We start from the raw sequence: 24,037 nt of genomic DNA, 5'->3' as shown, positions 1-24,037 counted from the left end.
CACATCGTATTAATCTTGTGGGGGAATCATTAAGAAAAGGAAAAATTAAAAAGGACTAATAACAAAATTTAACTATTATTGCAAGATCTCTCTTAGTGGCACCATTTGACCGAAATAGGTGGCACAGTCACTCCGAAATAGCCAATTGTTAATTTCACCATAACTTTTAGTTTTAATTTGTTTTTAAAATCATTTGAGTTTAATATATTTTTTAACTCACTTTAAAAATACTTAAAAATTAAATGATATAAACAAATAACAATAAAAAAAGACTGTCAGAAAAGACAGTCTTTTTATTATAGAAAAGCTTTATTCTATTTCTTCTTCATGATATACTGGAGAGGGGCCCGGAACTTCAAAAATAGGCCTTTTTATTCCTCCTTTCCCATATACTTTTGACAATGATTGTTTACTTAGAATTTGTTTTCCTTGCTCTTCAAGCTGTGCGAATGTTAATTTCACCATAATTGTAGTTTTAATTAATATAATTTTCTACAATAAATTTAGGCGATACTAGCAAGGATAATCACCCTATTTCCAGTGAAACAAAAACCTGGTTTCAGTGAAAAACAGTGGGTTACAAGAGTTTTTGTCCATTTTGAAATTGTGGTTAAATATACTGAGATTATCCATTTTTGATGTACTTCATTTTTAATGCATACTTAGTAAGTCCAGCTAGGTTTCTTACATTAAGTTTTGCGATGAGGTTCTTTCTATAACTCTCGATAGTATGCTTACTTAAAAACAGTTTATCTGCAATCTCCTGAGTAGTGTGTTCTTGTGCTATCAAAGTAATAACATCAATTTCTCTTTGAGTAAGTTTAATTTCTTCTTGTCTTTTTTTAGAGAACTTGTTTTCCAGATAGATATCTTTTATTTCTTTCGAGAAATATTTCTCTCCTTTTAGGATTGTTTTTATTGCTTTTAAAAGTTCTTCTTTTTCTGCATTTTTAGGAACATACCCATCTACATCATGCTCAATGAGGTTATCAATCATGTCCGCATTATTATGCATACTAACCACAAGAGTTCTCGTGTTTTTCTTTCTATCTTTTATGATTTTATTGAGAGCAATGCCATCTAATTCTGGCATAGAAATATCTGTGATAATGAGGTCAACTCTTTCATCTGGATTGATTTCTAGATATTTTGCTATGTGTTTTCCATCTTTGGCGGTTAGTAAAATATTATACTCATTTTCTGAATTAAGTATACTAAGTAAACCATCTAAAAACATTTTATGGTCGTCTACGATAATTAAATTATATTTCATTTGCGATTGTGGTTAAAGTTGGAATTTCTATATTTATAATGGTACCTCTGTTAATTCTTGAATCAATGTGAAAAGTACCATAAATTTTGTTTAATCTACTTTTTATATTCTCAAAACCTATTCCGTCATTATTGTTATTTGGATTAAAGCCAATCCCGTTATCTTCAAATAGAATACTTAATACATTGTCTACCAGATTTAGTTGTAGTTCTACAGAAGAGGCTTTTGAATGTTTGATTGTATTGGTGATTAATTCCTGAATAATTTTAAAAGCTTCGATTTGTAATATTTCTTCTAAGAAATCAATCTCAATTCTGGGGTATACTACAAAAGAAGTAGTAAGACTACTACTTTTTCCTATATTACTAAAATATTCTTCAAGTACATCACAGAAATTATTTTTACTAAATTTTTTAGGAATTAAATTATGAGAAAGGCTTCTCACTTGCTCATAGGTGTCATCTATTTGATAGTTAATAGTTTTTAAGTAATCTTCTTTATTGCTATTAGTGGGATTGTTAAGTTGTAATTTTATAGCTGCCAGATTTCCTCCAATACTATCATGTAGTTCTTGGGCAATACGTTTTCTCTCTTTATCCTGACCTTCTATTGAAGCTTTAATAAGTTTAAGTTCCTGATCTTTAAGTAATGATGAAATCTTTTGTCCACTAATTTCTTCTTGCTTTTTATTTAATTCACTCTGAGTTTGAAGTTTTTGATAATATGTAACTAATAAACCAATAACAGGTACAAGAAGTATTAAAAAAGAATACAAAATTGTGTTTTTAATACCTTTTTGTCTAATTAATTTAGTTTCCTGAATTTCCTGATCTTTTTTTAACAAAGTAATTTCATTCAGTTTTTTTTCTGAAGCATTTTGAAAGGATAAAATTTTGTTTTCATTTTCTTTTTTTTGCACTTCTTGTTGCAATTTGAGATTTTTAATGGCCTCATCCTGGTTTTTAAGTTCTAATTTTCGGTTGTAATTTTCTACCTGTAGTACTTTTATTTCTTTTTCTTTTTGTAACGTTTTATACTTTACTTCGAGTTCATCAATCTCTTTATCACTTTGTAATTTGTTAATTGAGTCCTTGATTTCAAAAGATTTTGTTACAAATTCAAAGGCTTTTTTATAATCGTTCTGGGCAATAAAAATATCTTTTAAATTGTCATATATTAATTTTTGATCATCTAAATAACCTAGTTCAATGGCATCATGTAAAGCCGAATAGAATGCGATTTCTGCATCATTATATTTTTTTAAATCTTTATAGACGCTTCCTTTGTTAAGGCGGGCAATTAGTGAAAGATGCTTATATTCTTTTTCTTCTGATAATAAAATTACCTCATTGTATAAGGTAGTAGCTTTGTCAACATCTTTTTGATCTTGATAATTTATAGCTAGATTTATTTTGATGACTGCAATAGCGTGGTAGTTTTCTTTTTGTTGACTAAGTTTTAAAGCTTTTTGATAATAGTCATTAGAAGATTTGTAATCGTTAAGTTTAGCATAAATACTACCAATATTAATATAACTCCCATATGTAATAGTTGGGTTGTCTTTATAGGTCAAACATTCTTTGAATAAATTTAATGCGCTCTTATAATCTCCCATTTCGCTATATACTAATGCAAGACCATGAGTATGTGTGTAATAAAGATTTTTTTCTTTAAATTTTTGAGAAATATCAATTCCTTTACGATGCCATTTTCTGCTTTCCTCTAATAGCCCTATTCTTTTATTATTTATACCAAACAAATTGTAACCTAAACTATAAGTTCTATTTTTTAATGAATCATTTTTTATTAGTTTATTATACTTTAATGCTTTTTTAGTGTAGAATAATGAGGAATCATTTATTTGCCTTGAATTAAAATAGTACCCCAAAAGTAAATTGACATTAGTTTTGGAACGATTATCAAGTGTTTTTTTTAATAATTCATGCGCAATGATATACGCTTCTTTTTCTTTGTTGTTTTTGAGGAGATTATAAGCTTCTTCAATACGTTTTTTCTCTCTGTATTCTGTTTTTAAGCTTTCAGAAGGGCGTGAGAATGTATCTTCTTTTATCTGTGCTTTCAGTACAAGGCAGAATATAAAGAAGTGATATACTATCAGTTTTCGTAAAAATCTCAACATAAACAAATGTATTAATTCCTACATACACTAATACCCCTGAAAAAGGGGGTTTTATCAGTTTTGTATTACAGGTAAATTAGATATTTTTCTCTTTTTATTTTAAATTTTTGAAGATCTTCCATCCAAGTACTTCTAATTTCTTCAGGGCTTAATCCTTCTTCAATCTGTTGCTGTAGCTTTTTTGTACCCGCATGAATGGTGAACGATTTGGTATTGAAAAACTTTTCTTTATCATTAGAATTATTATAGGCATTGATTAACCATCCTAGATGTATAGCACTTAAGGATTCACTTTTTCTTAAATCTTTTCCATAACATACTTCTCCTCTATGTTTGGGATACTTAGCACCAAAATTGGGTTTAGGAATATATGCATAGTCATATTTTTCTATTGCTAAATCAGGAGAACCAAAGATCTGAAATTGAGTTTCAGTACCACGACCAGCGTTTATAGTTGTGCCTTCAAAAAAACCAAGACTAGGGTACAGGTTAATTGCTTTATCATTTGGTAAATTAGGAGAAGGTCTTATTGGTAAACTATATGGAGTTGTATGGGTGTAATTTTTTACAGGGATAACTGTGACTTCACATTTTAGTCCTTTTCCTAACCAATCTTCACCATTTACCATATTTGCATACTCCCCAATAGTTAAACCGTGTACAAGGGGGATAGGATGGACCCCCAAAAAACTCGAATGTTCTTTTTCTAGAGTAGGCCCATCAATATAATGAGCATTAGGATTTGGACGATCTAATATAAGTACAGGAATCTTATTTTCTGCACAGGCTTGCATTACATAATGTAATGTCGAAATATAAGTGTAAAAACGAACTCCAACATCTTGTATATCAAAAACAACAATATCTATATTTGTTAAAGTGGCCGCAGAAGGCTTTTTGTTTTTACCATGTAATGAAATGATAGGAAGTCCCGTCTTAGCATCTTTACCATCGGCTACCAGTTCTCCTGCATCAGCTTTACCTCTAAAACCGTGTTCTGGAGCAAAAACCTTTTGAATGTTGATATTATGTGATAACAATGAATCGACAAGATGTATATAATGTTGATTTGTGATACTATCTTTAAAAATTACTGATGTCTGATTACTTACAATAGCAACCTTTTTATTTTGTAAGAGTGGTAGATATGATTTTATCTGATTTGCTCCTACGAGAGGTGATTTGATTTTTGTAGTATCCCCTATAATACTATCTTTTTTTATTGTGTTTTGTGCATCAGGTAAATCCTGTGAATACATTTTTGTTATACTTCCATAAAAAATAAGAAGGGTGCAAACGAATAAAAATGTATTTTTGAATGCATTTCTAATAAAAACCATAGTTAAGCTTGAATTTCGAGTATTTTATTGCCAAACGCCTTATCAAAGGTAAGGAACATAAAAGTAGCATTTCAACTCCAATCATAAAAATTGCAATATCCGCTATCGCAATAGGTGTGATTATGATGTTGATTACTGTTGCTACTGGTGTGGGTTTACAACGTAAAATAAGAGAAAAAGTTGCCGCTTTTAATGGGCATGTGCTAATTTCAAGTTTTGATAATAACAATAGTGTTGAGTCCTTGATTCCGATAACAATAAATCAGAGTTTTTATCCCGAATTTACTGATGTTGATGGTGTAGTTCATATGCAAGGAGTAGCAACCAAAATGGGACTAATACGCACAGAAACAGATTTTGAAGGAGTTGTAGTAAAAGGAGTAGGAAAAGATTATTATTGGGATTACTTTAAAGAATATCTGATAGAAGGAAGATTACCTAATTATGGAGATCAACTTAATGAAGAAATTTTATTGTCTTCACATATTGCAAATCGTTTAGGGTTAACTATAGGGGATAAAGCAATTACTTATTTTTTAAAGAAAAATGCTAAGCGTAATTCAAATCCTTATATAAGAGCTTTTCAAATAGTTGGGATATATAATTCTGGATTTCAGGAATTTGATGAAACTTTTCTCTTCGCAGATATTCGACATATTCAGAAAATGAATAAGTGGAAACTAGATGAAATTGGAAATTTTGAGGTATTTATTGATGATTTTGATAGTATAGATCAAAAAGGGCAGGAAATTTATGAAAACATACCTTCTACATTAGATAGTCAAACCATCGCTTTAAAGTATGCTACTATTTTTGAATGGCTAAAATTATTTGACCTTAATATTATAGGTATTATCGGAATTATTATCCTGGTAGCAGGAATTAATATGATTACCGCTTTGTTAGTTTTGATTCTCGAAAAAACTCCTATGATAGGAATATTAAAGGCTTTAGGTTCTAGTGATTGGAGTATAAGAAAAATGTTTTTGTACAATGCCGGATATCTAATTTTAATTGGTTTATTCTGGGGAAACCTTATTGGAGTCGGGTTACTATTTCTTCAAAAACATTATGGTATAGTAGGACTTAATCCTGAAACATATTATGTGAGCACAGCTCCAGTTTACATTGATATAAGTTATGTTTTAGTACTTAATATTGGAACTATGATGTTGTGTCTATTAATGTTGCTTATTCCTTCTTACATTATATCAAAAATATCGCCAACCAAATCGATACGTTTTCAATAAATAGGTATTCTTACCTAAAAATTGTCAAACGATAATCTAGATTGTATCTTTGCGCTGCAAAATACCCATGTTGGGAGACTTAAAAATATTGGAGTGAAATACGCAAATAATATATTGGAAACCATTGGTGGTACACCCCTGGTTAAGATGAATGCTATGGTAAAGGATGTCGATGCTTTAGTATTAGCAAAATACGAAACTTTTAACCCAGGAAATTCTGTAAAGGATCGTATGGCTTTACGAATGATTGAAGATGCAGAAGCAGATGGCAGATTAAAACCAGGAGGAACAATTATTGAAGGGACATCTGGAAATACAGGAATGGGATTGGCTCTGGTTGCAATTGTAAAAGGATATAAGCTAATTTGTGTGATGGCAGATAAGCAGTCTAAAGAAAAAATGGATATTCTTAGAGCTGTAGGAGCAAAAGTAATGGTGTGCCCAACTAATGTAGAACCAGACGATCCAAGATCATATTATTCAGTTTCAAAAAGATTAGCAGAAGAAACACCAAATTCATGGTATGTAAATCAATATGATAATCCTTCTAATGCTCTGGCACACTATGAAAGTACAGGACCAGAGATTTGGGAACAAACAGATGGTAAAGTAACACATTTTATAGTAGGAGTAGGTACAGGAGGAACAATATCTGGTGTAGGAAAATATTTAAAAGAAAAAAATCCAAATATTAAGATTTGGGGAATTGATACTTATGGTTCGGTATTTAAAAAATACCATGAAACGGGTGTTTTTGATGAGAATGAGATTTATTCTTATATCACAGAAGGTATTGGAGAAGATATTTTACCTAAAAATGTAGATTTTTCAGTTATAGATGGTTTTACCAAGGTAACAGATAAAGACGCTGCCGTATATACACAAAAACTAGCTAAAGAAGAAGGGATGTTTCTAGGAAATAGCGCAGGAGCTGCTATAAAAGGATTACTTCAATTAAAAGAAAATTTTACTAAAGATGATGTAGTGGTTATTTTATATCATGATCATGGTAGTAGATATGTGGGCAAGATGTTTAATGATGATTGGATGCGAGAAAGAGGATTTCTTGATGAAGAAGTATCTACCGCAGATGACCTCGTAAAAGATCATATAGAAAAACCATTAATTACTGTTAAAACTGAAGAATTGGTATCACACGCGATCGAGCGTATGCGTAAATTTCAGATTTCTCAAATTCCTGTTGTTGATAGTGAAGGTTTTGTTGGTTCTGTAGATGAAAGTGCTTTGTTTTCTGCATTTCTTGATGATAAAAATATGGATAATACTCCTATTAAGGATGTTATGAAAGATCCGTATCCTATTGTATCTTCAAAAACTTCTCTTGATGAAATTTCTAAGTTGATTAAGAACGGCAATCCTGCAGTTCTGGTTGCTTTAGATAATGGGAAGCATCATATTATTACAAAATATGACGTAATTAGTCATATAAAATAAATCCTTATATTTAAAATATAATTTACCCCCTCTATTAGCGTTATTGGCTGATAAAGGGGTTGTTTTTATATTTTATTTGGATATATATTGCGCAACTTTATTAGGGAATAATGATCTTAATTAAAATAATATAGTTGTAAAATGAGGGAATATGCATAAATATACATTTGACTTTTCTGATATCGATAAATTAAGAAACTATTTTAGGTCTCAATTGGATCCGAATAGTACTACCGATCGGATTTATTTTCCTCCCGAAATAGGAGAAGGATATTTATCATATTATAAAATATCTCCAGAAGTCTTTCTCTTGGTTAATAATTACAGAGCTAATGCAGATATTGAATACATAAGACAACCGATTAATGAAAAGGATATTATACTTCATTTTAGAAAGTATGCATTAGATCATCAATTAGAAAAAAATCAAATTATAAGCACCTATTCTGATAGCTATACACCAGGTAATATGAGATGTATGGATGGTCAGCAGGGAGAACAAGTTTTTATCACAAAGGGAGCAGAAGTAAAATCTACTATGATTGTGTTAAAAAGCTCTTACACCGAACCATATTTTATGAAAAATAACGATATGGCAGAAAGAGTAGATAGCTATATTAGGTATTCACATCAACACATTAATAAGTTTTATCTTTCATACAAGCAATCAAATCTTTTTGACCAAATTGTAGAACCTGATGTAGATAAGGTCGAAAATTACCTTTATTTTATAGCCAGAGGGATACGTTTGTTAGAAACATTTTGGAAAGATGTATTAAAATGGGAAACAGAAAGCAATCCTTTTAATATTAATAGTGCTCAGGTTGGAAGTATATATAAAGTAAGTAATTATTTAAGAAATAATATTCAAGAACCATTTATTGGCGTTGACCAATTAGCAGCTATGGCACATATGAGTCGTACTAATTTTTTTAATATGTTTAAAGAAATACATAATCAGACACCGTTAGAATTTTTTAATAATAGAAGACTTGAGATTTCATATAATATGATCATTGGTGATGGCCTTTCGATAAGAGAAGTAATGGATACTCTTAATTATTCGAATTCTTCAAAATTTAGAAAAGCTTTTTTTAATAAGTTTGATATATACCCGGATATGAATTCATAAGACATATAAAAGATTGATGAGGTTTAGAAATAGTCTAAAAATAAAGATGGTCGTCAAAAATGACAACCATCAATAACCTAACACAAACTCAACTTAGCTTAGGGTTTTGTAATCTTAATATTTTTTGAATGAATTAATTTTCCCTTTTAATTCCAAACAAAGAAAAGAAATGAAATTGTAGTAGTGTTTTCCATTAATACATAAAATCTTACCAATAGTACATTTCTATATCGAATTAACTTGATTTTAAGAAATTTAACTTGTTAAACTCATTTTATGAAGGGTTTTAAAGTATTTTTCAGTGTTTTTACACTCTTTTATATGTGCTTTTTTAGGGAGTCAATTAGATAAATATGACTTTATTTTGAGGTATATGTGTCTATAATTTTGAGGAAAGTTTCAGGCTCTGGGCGTACTCTGTAGTTATTTGTAAGATCTGCAAAAATGATTTTCCCTTCACTATTGGTTATTAATACAGTTGGCATCACCGTATCACTGTCATATCCTAAGGTTTGAAAACCCATTGGTAATCCATTTTTTGAAAGAATATGTAACTGTTTAGCAACTTTGTTTTTATGGTCTACTAAAAAATTAAAATTCAAATTAAATTTTTCAGCAAGTGATTTTGTGTGACCATGAGATTGTGGACTGATAAATATGATGTTTACGTTTCGTTTTTCAAGTTCTTTATATTGTGAGGCAATTTCTTTGATTTGAGCCATACACAATGGGCACCAGTTGCCGCGATAGAAAAGAAAAATAGATGGATTACCAATAAATTTTGAGGTATTGATTCTTTTTTTTTCAATATTTTGTAGTTCTAATTCTGGTAAATAACTACCAATCTTAAGCATTGTGTTTTTTTTTCTATCTTCAAAAGTTGAATACCATTTTATGTATAAAACCCATCCTAAAAATAGAGCAATACTAGGTAATGAACCATGTATATCTTGCTCTATTGCTCCTCCAAATATTAGACTTATTAAAAGGCCTATCGCAATACTTATAGTATGTTTTTTTAGATTCGAATCTGTTCTTGCTACTGGTTTAATAAAAAGAAAAAGAAAAAAGGTAACAATAGTAGAAGCTAAGATTAATCTTCCTATATATCGATATGATACACTATGATTAATGAGGTGTACAATACTGTCTATAGCATAATAGAGAGCAATTACAGGAAAAATTGATATAAAAACAGATTTAAAGATATTGTTCATTTATATTGGAGTTTGTAATTTGGTCAATGTTCTAATGTAGAGCTTACAAGATTAAGATAATATTTAGTATTTTCATGCACTATTTAGATTCGCTATTACATTTTCTTTATCCTACCCGTGATGTTTAGTAGCAAATTACAATTTGTAATATAAAACAATACGCAATACAGATGAAAGAAGATTTACTCCAATACCTTTGGAAGTATAAAAAGTTTGAACTTTCTGATTTAAAAACAACAAAGCAAGAAAACCTTCTTTTGCAACAAGTTGGATTACATAATACAGATCATTCAGGCCCTGATTTTTTTAATGCCCGACTTATTATAAATGGTCAGAAATGGGCAGGGAATGTAGAAATTCATATCAGATCAAGCGATTGGTATGTGCATAATCATGAAAATGATCCAGCCTATGATAATGTAATTCTTCACGTAGTCTGGGAAGATGACATCGAAATATTTAGAAAAGATAATACGATAATTCCCACACTACAACTTAAGGATTATGTATCTCATGAAATATTAAATAGATACAAAAAGCTTTTTACAGAAAGTAATAAACACTGGATCGGATGTGAAAAACAACTCCCTTATATTTCTAATTTTGTTTTGTCTAATTGGCAAGAAAGATTGTATTTAGAAAGATTAGAGCAGAAATCAAGTTATATAACAGAACTTTTAAATCAATCAGCTAATGATTGGGAAGCAGTGCTTTTTAAACTTTTGGCAAAAAATTTTGGATTAAAAGTAAACGGAGATGCTTTTTTGAGCTTAGCAAACTCGATAGATTTTTCTACTCTTAGGAAATGTAGTATAGCATGTGAAAAATTAGAAGCCTTGTTTTTTGGTCAAGCAGGTTTTTTAGAACAAGATTATGAAAATGAGTATGCCAAATCTCTTAAAAAAGAATATGTATTTTTAAAATCTAAATTTCAATTGGATACTCAAGGAATATTACCTTTTCAATTTTTTAGGTTGAGACCATCAAACTTTCCTACTATACGATTAGCTCAATTAGCCATGTTATATTTTAATAATAATCGGCTTTTTAGTTCAATTATTCGTGTTAATAATATTGAAGACTTCTATACACTGTTTAGTGTTGAGGCAAGTAGTTTTTGGGAAAATCACTATACATTTCAAAAGGAATCAAAAATTAGAAGGAAAAGGATAACAAAATCTTTTGTAGATCTATTATTGATCAATACTATAATTCCAATTAAATTTTTACATGCAAGAAGTATAGGTCGATATCCTGATGATGAGGTTTTTAAATTAATTTCTCAACTCTCTAAAGAAAAAAATAGTATTGTTGATAAATTTGAAGGATTAAAAATTCCTATTGAGAATGCACTACACTCTCAGGCTATGATTCAGTTAAAGAGTCGATATTGTGATCAAAAAGCATGTTTAAAGTGTGCAATTGGGAATTATTTATTAAATGGTGATTAGAATTTAGTTTAATATAATTATTTTGCGGTATGCTTTATAATTTAAGACATTTTCTAGAACGTAACGGATTTTATGTTTCTTCACGATTAGCGGATCGGTTAGGTATGCGAGCTAAGAATGTACGATTATTCTTTATTTACTTAACTTTTGCTACAGCAGGATTAGGATTTGTAATATATCTTAATATGGCGTTTTGGTTGAAATTAAAAGACTTGGTGTATACTAAACGAACTTCTGTATTTGACTTATGATAAAAATTTATAATTGGGGCAGACGAAAAGTATATATTGCTTTAATTTTATTAATTATTGTAATTAGTATTGGAGTAATAGGTTTTAAGTTTTTTTCTGATTATTCATGGACAGACGCCCTCTACATGACCGTCATAACGATGTCAACGGTTGGATTTAGTGAAGTGCATCCCTTGGATGAGAATGCCAAATTATTTACAATCTTCCTAATCGCTACTAGTGTGTCTATATTTGCATATTCTGTCTCTGTAATTACAGAGTATATAGTAAGCAAAAATGATCCCAAAAGAGTACAATATCGAAAAACACAAAAAATGATACATCAGCTCGAAAATCATATTATTATCATTGGATATGGTCGTAATGGTAAACAAGCGGCGGTAAAGTTATTAGCCTATAATAAACCCTTTATTATTATCGAGAAAGATAATGATGTCATAGAAAGGTATCAGAGTGATCAATTGTTGTTTCTTAAAGGAAACGCTACAGAAGATGATGTTTTGATTGAAGCAGGTATAAAAAATGCAGATTGTTTAATTTGTACACTTCCAGAAGATGCTGATAATCTGTTTATAGTACTTTCTGCTAGACAAATTAATAAAAAACTTAAAATAATAAGTAGAGCTTCACAAGATACATCATATAAAAAAATAAGACTGGCCGGAGCTGATAATGTAATTATGCCAGATCGTATTGGAGGAGATCATATGGCTTCTTTAGTTGTAGTTCCTGATTTGATAGAATTTTTGGATAATCTTTCTATTGTAGGTAAAAGATCAATAAATATAGAAGAAGTTTCTTTTGAAGATATGTTTGATGATGAACAAGAAAGAACGATTCGAACCATTGATATGAGATCTAAAACGGGATGTACAATTATAGGATATAAATCCCCAGAGGGAGAGTATATTGTAAACCCCGAAGCAGACACAGTTTTAAGGCCGAGTTCTAAGATTGTAGTTTTAGGACGTCCAGAACAAATTAATTTGCTTAATAAAGAGTTTAATATTTAACTGTTACAAAACATTTAACTCACTAAAAATTGTACACGACCGTTTTTTTTAGCATCTTGCTCACTTCTTATAACTAAAATTTAATTAACTCACATAATCATGAAGAGAATTCTTCTTTCACTGTTAGCACTCACAATTCCATTTTTAACATTCGCACAAGAAACTCAAGAAGTTGGACTTGATCAAAAAATAGATCAAGCGTTTAGACCAGTAGCTGATTTTTTCTCTGCAGTAGTCTTTTTTAAAGTTTTTGGAGTTCCATTTGTTCTTATATTATTAGTATTAAGTGCTTTATTTTTTACACTTTATTTTGGTTTTCCTAATATTCGATATTTTGGAAGAGCAATTAATGTGGTACGTGGTAAATATGATGATGTAGAAGGACATGGTTTAGGAGATCCATCGGCAGCTGTAGATGGAGATATTAAGGATACAATACGAGATGAGTCTAAAGAAGGAGAAGTAAGTCATTTTCAGGCATTAGCAACTGCAGTCTCAGGAACAGTGGGTAACGGGAATATAGCAGGAGTAGCACTAGCTATTGCCCTCGGAGGACCGGGAGCTACCTTTTGGATGATTGTTTGTGGGTTATTAGGAATGTCAACTAAATTTGTAGAGTGTACTCTTGGGGTTCAGTATAGAGATGTTGGTGAAGATGGAACTGTGTATGGTGGACCTATGTATTACCTAAGTAAAGGTTTAAAAGAAAAAGGATTTACCGTTCTTGGTAAAATTGTTGCTGTAGTATTTGCAATATTTTGTATCGGTGGTTCTTTTGGTGGTGGAAATGCAGCACAATCTAATCAGGCAACAATAGTTTTAAAAGAGATATTTAGTCTAGAAAGTACAGGAGCCGGATTCTGGATAGGAATTGTACTTGCAATTTTTGTTGGAATTATTATTATTGGTGGAATTAAACGAATTGCTTCGGTTACAGAAAAAGTAGTTCCTTTTATGGCGGTTATGTATATTATCGCTTGTTTATATATAATTTTTGGTAATTTCTCATTAATAGATGATGCTGTTGGATTGATTGTGTCAGAAGCGTTTAACCCTACTGCAATAGGAGTTGGGAGTATTATAGGAGTTTTGTTAGTAGGATTTAAAAGAGCAGCATTCTCTAATGAAGCTGGAGCAGGATCTGCATCTATTGCTCATTCTGCAGTAAAAACAAAATATTCTGCTAGTGAAGGACTTGTAGCTTTGTTAGAGCCGTTTATTGATACTGTAGTGATTTGTACAATGACTGCCCTAGTAATTATTATATTTAATTTTGGAGGAGCTTTCGAATATGGAGCTGACGTTAGTTCAGATGGTAGTGGAGCAGTAATGATAGGTAATGAAATAGTTAAAGGTGCCGGAATTACTTCTAAAGCTTTTGCACAATATATACCTTATTCTAATATATTTTTGACCATTGCAGTAGTGCTTTTTGCAGTGTCTACAATGATCTCATGGTCATACTATGGATTGCAATCTTGGAAGTATTTATTTGGAAGAGGTAAGGTTGCAGATTTAACATATAAATTATTGTTTTTGACTTTTGTGGTAATTGGTGCAGCGGCTAGTATGGGGTCTATCTGGGATTTCTCTGATGCAATGATTTTTGCAATGGTTTTTCCTAATATGATAGGTTTATTCTTCCTGTTCCCTGTAGTTAAAAAACAGTTAGGACGTTATTTTGAAGCAATAAAAGCTTCAAAAAAATAATACAACATATACAATGAAACATATAAGATCCCATTTTGAGATACATACACGTTTTCGAAATGGGATTTTTCTTTTATCAATAATTCTTCTGCTAACTATATTAGGGTATTATTTTTACCCCGAACCAAAAGTGTCTGAAAGTAGTTTTATTGAACTTACCGAATTTCAGAATCAGATAGACTCTCTTAAGGAGGTAGCAAAAAATAGTAAGACAAAATACCGTGTGTCAACATTTAACCCTAATTTTATTTCTGATCATAAAGGATATGTATTAGGTCTTTCTGCTAAAGAATTAGATCGTTTGCATGAGTATAGAAATAAAGGTAAATGGATTAATTCTGTTTCTGATTTTAAAAAAGTAACACAAGTCTCTGATTCACTATTGAAAATTATTTCACCACTATTTAGATTTCCTGTATGGATTAAAAACAATAAAACATCCAAGTCGTATTTCAAAAAGAAATATCCGAGCAAGTCCTATGCTGAAAAAAAAGATTTGAATAGTGTTACTTCAGAAGAGCTTCAAAAAAATATTAATGTGCCAGATTTTATTGCTGAACGAATTATAAGATATAGAAACAAGATAGGAGGATTTGTGAGCGATATACAACTTCAGGATATTTCAGGGCTCTATGATCATCAGAGAAATATGATATTGTCCTTGTTTACAGTTAAGACTCCAAAAACGGTTAAAAGAATGAATATTAATACCATATCTGTCAAAGACCTAATGGATGTGCCCTATTTTGATTTTGAGACCGCATTAGATATTAAAGATTTTATAGAGAGTAATGGTGATATTTCGGACTTTACTGAATTGAAAAAAATCGAAGGTTTTTCTTTAGAAAAAATAGATAGAATAAAGCTATATTTGACATTAAATTGAGAATCGGAAAAAAATTGCTGTGAATTCCTGATGAATCTCTAATATATAATTCCAAAATCTGTTTTTGATTATGGTTTTGCTATATTGGTTTATCACTTCCCACAGTAATATGTTAACTAAAAAAGTTAGAGTTACCATATGGATAGTATGTATTTTACAGAAGAGCACGAATTATTTAGAGAAAGCCTTAGAGAATTCCTAAAAAAAGAAGTTACCCCCCATATAGATAAATGGGAAAAAACTGGAGATATCGATCGATTTATTTGGGAGAAATTTGGTGAGATGGGGTATTTTGGTATTGCCTATCCAGAAAAATATGGAGGATTAGAACTCGATCTTTTTTATACGGTTATTCTGTTAGAAGAATTACAAAAGATTAACTCAGGTGGATTTGCAGCTGCTATTTGGGCACACGCATATTTGGCTATGACTCATATAAATAAAGAGGGAGATGATCGAATTAAAGAAGAATATCTAAGACCGAGTATATCTGGGGAGAAAATAGGATGTTTGGCGATTACAGAACCTTTTGGAGGTTCTGATGTAGCAGGTATGAGAACTACAGCAGTAAAGAATGGAGATCATTACATCATAAACGGTTCTAAAACATTTATAACCAATGGAGTGTACAGTGATTATCTTGTAATTGCAGCAAAAACTAATCCTGAACTAGGAAATAAAGGTATAAGTATCTTTGTTATTGATAGAGAAACTCCTGGGATATCTGCAACCAAATTAGAAAAATTAGGTTGGAAAGCTTCTGATACTGGGGAGATAGCATTTGATAATGTAAAAATCCCTGCTCATAACCTTATGGGTGAGGAAAATAAGGGGTTCTCATATATAATGCAACATTTTGCATTAGAGAGATTAATCATGGGTGTTAATGCACATGCACGTGCAGAATACGCATTGGATTATGTGATACAATATATGTCAGAACGAGAAGCTTTCGGAAAAACAATTGATAGGTTTCAGGCGCTGCGTCATACAGTAGCAGATATAGCTAGTGAAGTAGAAATGTGTAAAGAGTTTAATTATTCAATTGCTAAAAGACTTGATGACGGACAGTATGTAGTAAAGGAAGCATCAATGTCTAAGTTGCTATCTACAAAAATGGCAGATGAAGCTATTTATAAATGTTTGCAATTACTTGGAGGATACGGTTATATGGAAGAATATCCACTGGCAAGATTGCTTAGAGATAGTAGATTAGGGCCTATTGGAGGAGGTACTTCGGAAATTTTAAGAGAAATAATAGCTAAAATAGTTATTGATAAGAAAGAATATAAAGCGGCAACTTAAAATTAAATAATTACGTTCCTTAATTATAAAAACAAAGAGCAATAAGATATTATATTTTATTGCTCTTTGCTTTTTTTAATAGTGTCAAGTGTTAATGTTAGATATTTTATCAACACGCAAACGTTTGCGTTAGATTTCAAACGTTTGCGATTGGTATTAAATACTTAATTTGATAAGAATTTAACACAAACACTAAGTAATTATGAAAATCAGCACGTTTTTTTATGCATTTTTAACTATAACGATTTTATTTATAAGTTGTAGTAAGGATGAGGTTCTGGATCCTTTAGAAGCAGAGTCTAATGACCTACAGGAAGAGGTTTCTTCCAAAGCCCTGAAACCAATAGGTTCGGGAGTGATGATGCAAGCATTTTATTGGGATGTTCCTGCAGGAGGTACCTGGTGGAATGTCGTAAAAGGGAAAGTTTCTTCATGGAATAATGCGGGTATAGATGCAATTTGGCTACCGCCGGTAAGTAAAGCTCAGAATGGCCCATTTTCAATGGGGTATGATCCTTTTGATTATTATGATTTTGGTCAATATAATCAGATGGGGAGTACCGAAACACGTTTTGGTTCTAGATCAGAATTAGAGTCACTGATTACACAAGCTCATAATAATGGGTTAAGCGTAATTGCAGATATGGTACTTAATCATAATAGTGGTGGTGATCTAGAGTCTAATGAATTTGCTGGAAAAGATACGTATACCAAGTTTATGCCATTGTCAGGTAAGTTTAATAGAACTAAGTATGATTTTCATCCAAATGATAAATATAACTCTGATAGTGGTTTTTTTGGAGGTTTTCCTGATTTAAGCCATAAGAAACCTTATGTGCAAGATTGGTTGTGGAAAAGATCAAATTCTGTGGCTAAATACTATAAAAACACAATGAAGTTTGATGGGTGGAGATTCGATTATGTAAAAGGGTTTGAACCATGGGTGCCAAGACAATTTAGAGATGCTGTTGGAGGATTTGCAGTAGGAGAGTATTGGGATGGTAATGTGAATACATTGAAATGGTGGACGGATCAGGCCCAAATGTCAGCATTTGATTTTGGATGTTACTATAAAATGAGAGACGCGTTTATGGGAAATAACCTAAATGCACTAAGCGGTGATATGTTGTGGAAAAGAAATGCGTCAAGAGCAGTAACTTTTGTAGCAAATCATGATACAGATGAAATCATTAATAATAAGATATTGGCGTATGCATATATTCTTACACACGAAGGATATCCGGCAATTTTTTATAGAGATTATGAAGATTGGTTAAGTAAGACTAAAATGAATAATCTTATTTGGATCCATAATAACCTTGCAGGTGGAAGTACTACAAATCTCTGGACAGATACTGATGAATATATAGCAAAAAGAAATGGAGGAGGAGGAAAAAATGGACTAATAGTGTATATTAATAATTCTAATTCTTGGCAAGAAAGATGGGTTGAGACAAATTGGTCTAACAGGAAAATTAAGGATTATACAGGCAATTCGGGATGGGAGCCAACCACACAAGGAGGAAGATGGGTTAAGATTCAGGCACCACCAAAAGGGTATTCTGTGTGGTCTTTAAAATAATATTAAATAAAACTTTGCAGGTAATAGTTTTGTAGTATATTTGCACCCTAATAATTTCTAAAGAAAGGAGGTGCAACTATGTTAATTATACCAGTTAAAGACGGAGAAAATATAGATAGAGCGTTAAAACGTTTTAAGCGTAAATTTGATCGAACAGGAACGATGCGTCAGCTTCGTAAACGTCAAGCGTTTTCAAAGCCTTCTGTAGAAAGAAGAGCTCAGATCCAAAAAGCGCAATATATTCAGCACTTAAGAGATCAAGAAGAAATTTAAAAGTAAATAACGTTGTCTTTATAGTGTTTCTTTACGAAGAAACCGGATACCGTTTTTCAGTATAAATTTTAACCGTTAGGAAATCAAAAGTTTCATACTTTTGTCTTCTAACGGTTTTTTTATGTTTATATCTGAGTTTGTAGAGTATTTGCTTTTAGAGAAAAAATATTCTGAACACACTGTAAAGGCTTATAAGGCTGATTTATTGACTTTTTTTGATTTTTTTAAAAAAGAATATGATACAGGGGAGGTGTCTGGAGCTAATTATGCTCAGATTCGTTCATGGATAGTGACTTTGGTAAATAGCGGTGTTTCTAATCGTACTATAAATAGAAAAATATCATCTCTAAAAACTTATTATAAATTTTTACTCAAAACAGGGCAAGTAGATAAGAATCCTCTTGCTAAGCATCAGGCTTTAAAAGTTGCAAAGAAACTTCAAATACCCTTTTCGGCAAAAGAAGTAGAGAGTGTGCTGGATAGTTTAATAGATGATAAAGATTTTGAAAGTGTTAGAGATAGGTTAATTATAGAGCTTTTCTATGCTACAGGTATTCGAAGAATAGAGTTGGTAAATTTAAAACTCTCTGATGTTGATATAAGTAATAAGCAAATAAAGGTGTTAGGTAAGCGTAATAAGGAAAGGTATTTGCCTTTACTGTCATCAGTTTGTGATACTATCACGCAGTATTTGGATATGAGGTCTATTTTGTTAGGAGGTGAGGAAGTTTCGTTTTTGTTATTGACTAAAAAAGGAGTTAAAATCTATGAAACGCTTGTGTATCGCATCATAAATGGTTATTTTAGTGAGGCATCTTCAAAAGTGAAAAAGAGCCCTCATATTTTGAGGCATTCCTTTGCAACACACTTGCTTAATGAAGGAGCAAACCTTAATGCTGTAAAAGAATTACTTGGTCATTCTAGTTTGGCCGCAACACAGGTGTATACTCATCATAGTGTCGCTCAATTGGCTAAAGTGTATAAAGAATCTCATCCGAGGAATAAAAAGTAAAAGATAAGTTCTTGATTTATCATTCTTTTAGGCTTAATATTTTTTGTTAAACTAATTAAACTAACAACGTATGAAAGTGAACTTGCAATCCGTAAATTTTAATGCAGATCAGAAGCTGGTGGATTTTACTCAGAATAAATTAGATAAGTTAGAAACTCATTTTAATCGTATAATTCATGCAGATGTCTTTTTGAAAGTTATGAATACAAGTGGTAAGGAGAATAAAATTACAGAAATTTTATTAAGTGTGCCCGGAGATGAATTTATGATCAAGAAAATAAATAAATCCTTCGAAGAAGGTGTGGATGAGTGTGTTAGTTCGTTAGAAAGACAATTGAAAAAAAGAAAGGAAAAATTAAATGCACATGTTTGATTATTTTTTTTGAAAAATAGTTTTGTGAAAGAAATAAATTATATACATTTGCAGTCCGTTAGAAATAGCGGACTTTTTTATGTTCTAAAACATAGTGAAAAGCCGATGTAGCTCAGCTGGCTAGAGCAGCTGATTTGTAATCAGCAGGTCGTGGGTTCGAGTCCCTCCATCGGCTCTAAAAAAGCTTTATTTTTGTAATAAAAATTAAACTTTTTTAATAGAATTTTGAATTGTAAAATAATTGATTAATTTTGCGCACTCAAAATTCATATGTTCATCGTGAAATATTGATTTTATCAATCGGGGAGATACTCAAGCGGCCAACGAGGGCAGACTGTAAATCTGCTGACTATGTCTTCGCAGGTTCGAATCCTGCTCTCCCCACAAAATTTTAAAATTAAGCATTGAATAAAAATATTTTTTAATGCTTTTTTTTCGAAATTAAAGATAGAAATTCGGTTCTGAATTTATATTCAGAACTAAAAGCGGGAGTAGCTCAGTTGGTAGAGCGTCAGCCTTCCAAGCTGAATGTCGCCGGTTCGAACCCGGTCTCCCGCTCAATGAATTTTCTTTACTACAATAGGTAATGTTTTAAACTTTATTTTTGGGTATAAGAAAACAGGGTGAAACGCCTGTGTAAAGTAGAAGATTTTGATTTAATTCAATTGTTCTGCTTTAAAAATAGAGCAAATCTTAATTATTAGCTAGTTAAGGTTGGATTTTTAACATAAATATAATGATTGATTGGATTTCTTTCTTAAGGTAATGAAAGTGCTCTGGTTTGTCATTATACTCATTAAAAAGCCGGTGTAGCTCAGGGGTAGAGCGTTTCCTTGGTAAGGAAGAGGTCACGAGTTCAAATCTCGTCATTGGCTCTAGGTTCAGAATTTTTAAATTGAACACTAATATATAACTAAGATTAAATAAATAATTATGGCAAAGGAAACTTTTGATCGTTCCAAACCACACTTAAATATTGGTACTATTGGACACGTTGATCACGGTAAAACGACTTTAACTGCTGCGATTACTAAAGTATTGGCAGATGCAGGTCTTTCTGAAGCAAGAGATTTCGATCAAATCGATAATGCTCCTGAAGAAAAAGAAAGAGGTATTACTATTAACACATCTCACGTAGAGTACCAAACTCAAAATCGTCACTATGCTCACGTTGACTGTCCAGGTCACGCGGATTATGTGAAGAATATGGTTACTGGTGCTGCTCAGATGGATGGTGCGATCTTAGTAGTTGCTGCTACAGATGGTCCTATGCCACAAACACGTGAGCACATCCTTTTAGGACGTCAGGTAGGTATTCCTAGAATTGTTGTATTCATGAATAAAGTGGATATGGTAGATGACGAAGAACTTCTTGAATTAGTAGAAATGGAAATTAGAGATCTTCTTTCTTTCTATGAGTATGATGGAGATAATGGTCCTGTAATCGCTGGTTCTGCACTTGGAGCTCTTAACGGAGAACAAAAATGGGTAGATACTGTAATGGAGCTTATGGCTGCTGTAGATGAGTGGATCGAATTACCAAAGCGTGATGTTGAGAAAGATTTCTTAATGCCTATCGAAGATGTATTCTCTATTACTGGTCGTGGTACTGTTGCAACTGGTCGTATTGAGACTGGAATCGCAAATACTGGAGATCCTGTAGAGATCATTGGTATGGGAGCTGAGAAATTAACTTCTACTATTACTGGTATCGAGATGTTCCGTCAAATCCTTGATAGAGGAGAAGCTGGAGATAACGCAGGTATCTTATTAAGAGGTATTGAGAAAACTCAGATTTCTCGTGGTATGGTAATCACTAAGCCTGGTTCTGTAACTCCACATAAGAAATTCAAAGCTGAGGTTTATATCCTTAAAAAAGAAGAAGGTGGACGTCACACTCCATTCCATAATAACTACCGTCCACAGTTCTACGTACGTACAACTGATGTAACAGGAAATATTGCACTTCCTGATGGAGTTGAAATGGTAATGCCTGGGGATAACTTAACAATTACAGTTGAGCTAATTCAGACAATTGCGATGAATGTTGGTCTACGTTTTGCAATCCGTGAAGGTGGTAGAACAGTAGGTGCTGGTCAGGTAACTGAAATTTTAGACTAATACAATATTGTATATAAAAAGTTAAGGTATTCGTACTACGAATACCTTGACTTATGTTATACGGGTTTAGCTCAGTTGGTAGAGCACTGGTCTCCAAAACCAGGTGTCGGGAGTTCGAGTCTCTCAACCCGTGCTTAGGAAATGTGAATTGTTTGATTAAAATATAGTAACATTTTTGATGTAAGAATTAATAAAGTATTATGCTTTATAACGATTTTGAAAAATGTTTTTTGATTTCGTTTAAATATATAGAATAAGATGGCTGGACTAGTAAATTACATAACAGAATCATATAACGAGTTAAAGAATCATGTAACTTGGACTCCATGGGCAGAAGCACAAAAACTTACCGTGGTTGTTATAGTTTTTTCGGTTATTTTTTCTTTAGTTATTTGGGGTATCGATACTGCATTTAGCAATCTAATAGAGTATTACTTTACTTTAGTTAAATCATAAATTTTTAAAATGGCTGAAGTGGATAATACGAAAAAATGGTACGTGGTAAGAGCGGTAAGCGGTCAGGAAAATAAAGTTAAAGACTATATTGAGCGTGAAATTGCTCATATGGGACTTGAGGATTATGTTTCTCAGATTCTTGTTCCTACAGAAAAAGTAGTACAAATCCGTAATGGAAAAAAAATAAATAAAGAACGTGTATACTTCCCGGGTTATGTAATGATAGAAGCTAACCTTTCTGGAGAAGTACCACATATTATTAAATCTATTAATGGTGTTATTGGATTTTTAGGTGAAGTAAAAGGAGGAGACCCTGTGCCACTTAGAAAGTCAGAAATTAATAGAATGCTAGGTAAGGTAGATGAACTTGCAGTGAAAACTGATAATGTAGCAATTCCTTACACAGTTGGTGAAACAGTAAAAGTTATCGATGGTCCTTTTAACGGGTTTAATGGTACTGTCGAAAAAGTAAATGAAGAAAAGCGTAAACTTGAAGTTATGGTTAAGATTTTCGGTAGAAAGACACCATTGGAATTAAGTTATATGCAAGTAGAGAAAATATAATAATTGTTACATTATAGATCCTGAATTGTTCTTTTGCTTCCACTTATAGAACAATTCTAATTTAAAATTAGAAAAATGGCTAAAGAGATAGGTAAAGTAGTAAAATTACAAGTGCGTGGAGGAGCGGCAAACCCATCCCCACCAGTTGGACCTGCTTTAGGTGCTGCCGGAGTAAATATCATGGAATTCTGTAAGCAATTCAATGGTAGAACACAGGATAAAGCTGGTAAAGTATTACCAGTTGTAATCAATGTGTATACAGACAAGTCTTTTGACTTTGTTATCAAAACTCCACCAGCGGCTGTCCAGATACTGGAAGCAGCAAAACAAAAGAAAGGTTCAGGAGAGCCTAACCGTAAAAAAGTGGCTAGTGTTACTTGGGATCAAGTTCGTACAATTGCAGAAGACAAAATGCAAGATTTAAATGCATTTACTGTTGAGTCTGCTATGAAAATGATTGCTGGTACCGCTCGTTCAATGGGTGTAACTGTAAAAGGACAAGCTCCTTTTTAATCCAAAAAAGTTTACAAAATGGCGAAATTAACTAAAAAGCAAAAAGAGGCAAACGCTAAAGTCGATAAGAATAAAGCGTATTCATTAGAAGAAGCTTCTGCTTTAGTGAAAGAAATAACAAACGTAAATTTTGATGCATCTGTAGATCTAGCTGTTCGTTTGAACGTAGATCCTCGTAAAGCGAATCAAATGGTACGTGGTGTGGTAACTTTACCTCACGGAACAGGAAAAGATGTTAAAGTTTTAGCATTAGTAACACCAGATAAAGAAGCCGAAGCTAAAGAAGCAGGTGCTGATTTTGTAGGTCTTGATGAATACCTTGAAAAAATTAAAGGAGGATGGACTGATGTAGACGTAATCATCACAATGCCAAGTGTTATGGGTAAATTAGGACCATTAGGAAGAGTATTAGGACCTCGTGGATTAATGCCTAACCCTAAAACCGGAACAGTAACTATGGATGTAGCAAAAGCTGTATCTGATGTTAAGGCTGGTAAAATCGATTTCAAGGTTGATAAAACTGGTATCGTTCATGCGGCAATTGGTAAATCATCTTTTGATGCTGAAAAGATCGAAGGAAATGCTAAAGAATTATTAACAACATTAGTAAAGTTGAAACCACAGACCGCTAAAGGTGTATATATTAAATCTATATATATGTCTTCTACAATGAGTCCTGGTGTAGAGATAGATGCTAAAAACTTTGCTGGGTAATTAAGA

The 24,037-nt window shown here is 31.9% G+C and carries 23 protein-coding genes and 5 tRNA genes; 23 read left to right on the top strand and 5 right to left on the bottom strand.

Annotated features, from left to right (window positions below):
• Window positions 1-309: 309 nt before the first annotated feature.
• The 4 genes from FOF46_RS31770 to FOF46_RS24090 all read right to left on the bottom strand — a co-directional run bounded on the left by FOF46_RS31770 (window position 310) and on the right by FOF46_RS24090 (window position 4,672).
• Complete coding sequence (locus FOF46_RS31770) at window positions 310-465, bottom strand: hypothetical protein (protein ID WP_167571935.1); 156 nt, start codon at window positions 463-465, stop codon at window positions 310-312.
• 160 nt (window positions 466-625) lie between these two features.
• Window positions 626-1,273, bottom strand: coding sequence for a response regulator transcription factor (locus tag FOF46_RS24100; RefSeq protein ID WP_109434845.1), 648 nt, complete (start codon window positions 1,271-1,273; stop codon window positions 626-628).
• Complete coding sequence (locus tag FOF46_RS24095) at window positions 1,263-3,413, bottom strand: tetratricopeptide repeat-containing sensor histidine kinase (RefSeq protein WP_143918234.1); 2,151 nt, start codon at window positions 3,411-3,413, stop codon at window positions 1,263-1,265. Before FOF46_RS24095 ends, FOF46_RS24100 begins: the two co-directional genes overlap by 11 nt.
• Window positions 3,414-3,478: 65 nt before the next feature.
• Window positions 3,479-4,672, bottom strand: a complete 1,194-nt coding sequence (locus FOF46_RS24090) for an exo-beta-N-acetylmuramidase NamZ family protein (protein ID WP_244299737.1) — start codon at window positions 4,670-4,672, stop codon at window positions 3,479-3,481.
• A gap of 89 nt (window positions 4,673-4,761) precedes the next feature.
• On the opposite strand from FOF46_RS24090, the gene FOF46_RS24085 reads away from it, so the two are divergent.
• From FOF46_RS24085 to FOF46_RS24075, 3 genes are all read left to right on the top strand, one after another.
• Window positions 4,762-6,003 (top strand): ABC transporter permease, encoded by a 1,242-nt coding sequence (locus FOF46_RS24085; protein WP_143918232.1) that lies wholly within the window; start codon window positions 4,762-4,764, stop codon window positions 6,001-6,003.
• A 93-nt stretch (window positions 6,004-6,096) separates the two neighbouring features.
• Window positions 6,097-7,458 (top strand): pyridoxal-phosphate dependent enzyme, encoded by a 1,362-nt coding sequence (locus tag FOF46_RS24080; RefSeq protein WP_109434875.1) that lies wholly within the window; start codon window positions 6,097-6,099, stop codon window positions 7,456-7,458.
• Between the two features lie 151 nt (window positions 7,459-7,609).
• Complete coding sequence (locus FOF46_RS24075) at window positions 7,610-8,590, top strand: helix-turn-helix domain-containing protein (protein WP_109434849.1); 981 nt, start codon at window positions 7,610-7,612, stop codon at window positions 8,588-8,590.
• A 359-nt stretch (window positions 8,591-8,949) separates the two neighbouring features.
• On the opposite strand, the gene FOF46_RS24070 is transcribed toward FOF46_RS24075, so the two are convergent.
• Window positions 8,950-9,807, bottom strand: a complete 858-nt coding sequence (locus tag FOF46_RS24070) for a peroxiredoxin family protein (protein WP_143918231.1) — start codon at window positions 9,805-9,807, stop codon at window positions 8,950-8,952.
• A 170-nt stretch (window positions 9,808-9,977) separates the two neighbouring features.
• Here FOF46_RS24070 and FOF46_RS24065 point away from each other — a divergent pair, with 170 nt between their 5' ends.
• From FOF46_RS24065 to rplA, 20 genes are all read left to right on the top strand, one after another.
• The gene (locus FOF46_RS24065; RefSeq protein WP_143918230.1) at window positions 9,978-11,258 is read left to right on the top strand and encodes a DUF2851 family protein; all 1,281 of its coding nucleotides are present in this window, start codon (window positions 9,978-9,980) and stop codon (window positions 11,256-11,258) included.
• 29 nt (window positions 11,259-11,287) lie between these two features.
• A complete protein-coding gene (locus tag FOF46_RS24060) occupies window positions 11,288-11,509 on the top strand; it encodes a PspC family transcriptional regulator (protein ID WP_035085698.1) in 222 nt (73 codons plus the stop codon).
• Window positions 11,506-12,522 (top strand): potassium channel family protein, encoded by a 1,017-nt coding sequence (locus FOF46_RS24055; protein WP_143918229.1) that lies wholly within the window; start codon window positions 11,506-11,508, stop codon window positions 12,520-12,522. Before FOF46_RS24060 ends, FOF46_RS24055 begins: the two co-directional genes overlap by 4 nt.
• Before the next feature lie 99 nt (window positions 12,523-12,621).
• Window positions 12,622-14,232 (top strand): alanine/glycine:cation symporter family protein, encoded by a 1,611-nt coding sequence (locus FOF46_RS24050; protein ID WP_143918228.1) that lies wholly within the window; start codon window positions 12,622-12,624, stop codon window positions 14,230-14,232.
• A gap of 13 nt (window positions 14,233-14,245) precedes the next feature.
• A complete protein-coding gene (locus FOF46_RS24045) occupies window positions 14,246-15,118 on the top strand; it encodes a helix-hairpin-helix domain-containing protein (RefSeq protein WP_143918227.1) in 873 nt (290 codons plus the stop codon).
• A 138-nt stretch (window positions 15,119-15,256) separates the two neighbouring features.
• On the top strand, window positions 15,257-16,423 hold the full coding sequence (locus FOF46_RS24040) for an acyl-CoA dehydrogenase family protein (RefSeq protein WP_143918226.1): 1,167 nt from the start codon (window positions 15,257-15,259) through the stop codon (window positions 16,421-16,423).
• Window positions 16,424-16,625: 202 nt separating this feature from the next.
• Entirely contained in the window at window positions 16,626-18,005 is a 1,380-nt protein-coding gene (locus FOF46_RS24035) for an alpha-amylase (protein ID WP_143918225.1), read from the top strand.
• Window positions 18,006-18,083: 78 nt separating this feature from the next.
• Entirely contained in the window at window positions 18,084-18,278 is a 195-nt protein-coding gene (rpsU, locus tag FOF46_RS24030; protein ID WP_024768892.1) for a 30S ribosomal protein S21, read from the top strand.
• A gap of 121 nt (window positions 18,279-18,399) precedes the next feature.
• Entirely contained in the window at window positions 18,400-19,290 is an 891-nt protein-coding gene (locus tag FOF46_RS24025; RefSeq protein ID WP_143918224.1) for a tyrosine-type recombinase/integrase, read from the top strand.
• Between the two features lie 70 nt (window positions 19,291-19,360).
• Window positions 19,361-19,663 carry a ribosome hibernation-promoting factor, HPF/YfiA family gene (gene hpf, locus FOF46_RS24020; RefSeq protein WP_109434858.1) on the top strand — a complete coding sequence of 101 codons (303 nt, stop codon included), beginning with the start codon at window positions 19,361-19,363 and terminating at the stop codon, window positions 19,661-19,663.
• A 101-nt stretch (window positions 19,664-19,764) separates the two neighbouring features.
• Window positions 19,765-19,838: transfer RNA gene (locus FOF46_RS24015), tRNA-Thr, on the top strand.
• A 127-nt stretch (window positions 19,839-19,965) separates the two neighbouring features.
• A tRNA-Tyr gene (locus FOF46_RS24010) sits at window positions 19,966-20,047 on the top strand.
• Between the two features lie 101 nt (window positions 20,048-20,148).
• A tRNA-Gly gene (locus FOF46_RS24005) sits at window positions 20,149-20,221 on the top strand.
• Window positions 20,222-20,466: 245 nt separating this feature from the next.
• Window positions 20,467-20,538: transfer RNA gene (locus FOF46_RS24000), tRNA-Thr, on the top strand.
• A gap of 58 nt (window positions 20,539-20,596) precedes the next feature.
• On the top strand, window positions 20,597-21,784 hold the full coding sequence (gene tuf, locus FOF46_RS23995; protein WP_109434859.1) for an elongation factor Tu: 1,188 nt from the start codon (window positions 20,597-20,599) through the stop codon (window positions 21,782-21,784).
• 60 nt (window positions 21,785-21,844) lie between these two features.
• Window positions 21,845-21,917, top strand: a tRNA-Trp gene (locus tag FOF46_RS23990).
• A 125-nt stretch (window positions 21,918-22,042) separates the two neighbouring features.
• Window positions 22,043-22,240 carry a preprotein translocase subunit SecE gene (gene secE, locus FOF46_RS23985; protein ID WP_109434860.1) on the top strand — a complete coding sequence of 66 codons (198 nt, stop codon included), beginning with the start codon at window positions 22,043-22,045 and terminating at the stop codon, window positions 22,238-22,240.
• A 9-nt stretch (window positions 22,241-22,249) separates the two neighbouring features.
• Window positions 22,250-22,804: a transcription termination/antitermination protein NusG gene (gene nusG / locus FOF46_RS23980; protein ID WP_109434861.1), complete on the top strand. Its 555-nt coding sequence runs from the start codon at window positions 22,250-22,252 to the stop codon at window positions 22,802-22,804.
• A gap of 75 nt (window positions 22,805-22,879) precedes the next feature.
• Window positions 22,880-23,317, top strand: coding sequence for a 50S ribosomal protein L11 (gene rplK / locus FOF46_RS23975; RefSeq protein WP_024768886.1), 438 nt, complete (start codon window positions 22,880-22,882; stop codon window positions 23,315-23,317).
• A gap of 18 nt (window positions 23,318-23,335) precedes the next feature.
• The gene (gene rplA / locus FOF46_RS23970) at window positions 23,336-24,031 is read left to right on the top strand and encodes a 50S ribosomal protein L1 (RefSeq protein ID WP_109434862.1); all 696 of its coding nucleotides are present in this window, start codon (window positions 23,336-23,338) and stop codon (window positions 24,029-24,031) included.
• Window positions 24,032-24,037 lie beyond the last annotated feature (6 nt).

This window comes from Aquimarina algiphila (assembly GCF_007489275.1).
Taxonomy (GTDB): Bacteria; Bacteroidota; Bacteroidia; order Flavobacteriales; family Flavobacteriaceae; genus Aquimarina; species Aquimarina algiphila.
Note: the sequence above shows the minus strand (reverse complement) of the source record. Positions and strands in the feature narration are given on the sequence as shown.

Excerpts from the sequence above, each read along its gene's own strand:
- FOF46_RS24070 (WP_143918231.1), bottom strand. The coding sequence starts at position 9,807 with ATGAACAATATCTTTAAATCTGTTTTTATATCAATTTTTCCTGTAATT.
- rpsU (WP_024768892.1), top strand. The coding sequence starts at position 18,084 with ATGTTAATTATACCAGTTAAAGACGGAGAAAATATAGATAGAGCGTTA.
- tuf (WP_109434859.1), top strand. The coding sequence starts at position 20,597 with ATGGCAAAGGAAACTTTTGATCGTTCCAAACCACACTTAAATATTGGT.
- FOF46_RS24045 (WP_143918227.1), top strand. The coding sequence starts at position 14,246 with ATGAAACATATAAGATCCCATTTTGAGATACATACACGTTTTCGAAAT.
- nusG (WP_109434861.1), top strand. The coding sequence starts at position 22,250 with ATGGCTGAAGTGGATAATACGAAAAAATGGTACGTGGTAAGAGCGGTA.
- FOF46_RS24050 (WP_143918228.1), top strand. The coding sequence starts at position 12,622 with ATGAAGAGAATTCTTCTTTCACTGTTAGCACTCACAATTCCATTTTTA.
- FOF46_RS24055 (WP_143918229.1), top strand. The coding sequence starts at position 11,506 with ATGATAAAAATTTATAATTGGGGCAGACGAAAAGTATATATTGCTTTA.
- FOF46_RS24075 (WP_109434849.1), top strand. The coding sequence starts at position 7,610 with ATGCATAAATATACATTTGACTTTTCTGATATCGATAAATTAAGAAAC.
- FOF46_RS31770 (WP_167571935.1), bottom strand. The coding sequence starts at position 465 with ATGGTGAAATTAACATTCGCACAGCTTGAAGAGCAAGGAAAACAAATT.
- FOF46_RS24095 (WP_143918234.1), bottom strand. The coding sequence starts at position 3,413 with ATGTTGAGATTTTTACGAAAACTGATAGTATATCACTTCTTTATATTC.
- FOF46_RS24090 (WP_244299737.1), bottom strand. The coding sequence starts at position 4,672 with ATGTATTCACAGGATTTACCTGATGCACAAAACACAATAAAAAAAGAT.
- rplK (WP_024768886.1), top strand. The coding sequence starts at position 22,880 with ATGGCTAAAGAGATAGGTAAAGTAGTAAAATTACAAGTGCGTGGAGGA.
- hpf (WP_109434858.1), top strand. The coding sequence starts at position 19,361 with ATGAAAGTGAACTTGCAATCCGTAAATTTTAATGCAGATCAGAAGCTG.
- FOF46_RS24040 (WP_143918226.1), top strand. The coding sequence starts at position 15,257 with ATGGATAGTATGTATTTTACAGAAGAGCACGAATTATTTAGAGAAAGC.
- secE (WP_109434860.1), top strand. The coding sequence starts at position 22,043 with ATGGCTGGACTAGTAAATTACATAACAGAATCATATAACGAGTTAAAG.
- FOF46_RS24060 (WP_035085698.1), top strand. The coding sequence starts at position 11,288 with ATGCTTTATAATTTAAGACATTTTCTAGAACGTAACGGATTTTATGTT.
- FOF46_RS24065 (WP_143918230.1), top strand. The coding sequence starts at position 9,978 with ATGAAAGAAGATTTACTCCAATACCTTTGGAAGTATAAAAAGTTTGAA.
- rplA (WP_109434862.1), top strand. The coding sequence starts at position 23,336 with ATGGCGAAATTAACTAAAAAGCAAAAAGAGGCAAACGCTAAAGTCGAT.
- FOF46_RS24035 (WP_143918225.1), top strand. The coding sequence starts at position 16,626 with ATGAAAATCAGCACGTTTTTTTATGCATTTTTAACTATAACGATTTTA.
- FOF46_RS24025 (WP_143918224.1), top strand. The coding sequence starts at position 18,400 with ATGTTTATATCTGAGTTTGTAGAGTATTTGCTTTTAGAGAAAAAATAT.
- FOF46_RS24100 (WP_109434845.1), bottom strand. The coding sequence starts at position 1,273 with ATGAAATATAATTTAATTATCGTAGACGACCATAAAATGTTTTTAGAT.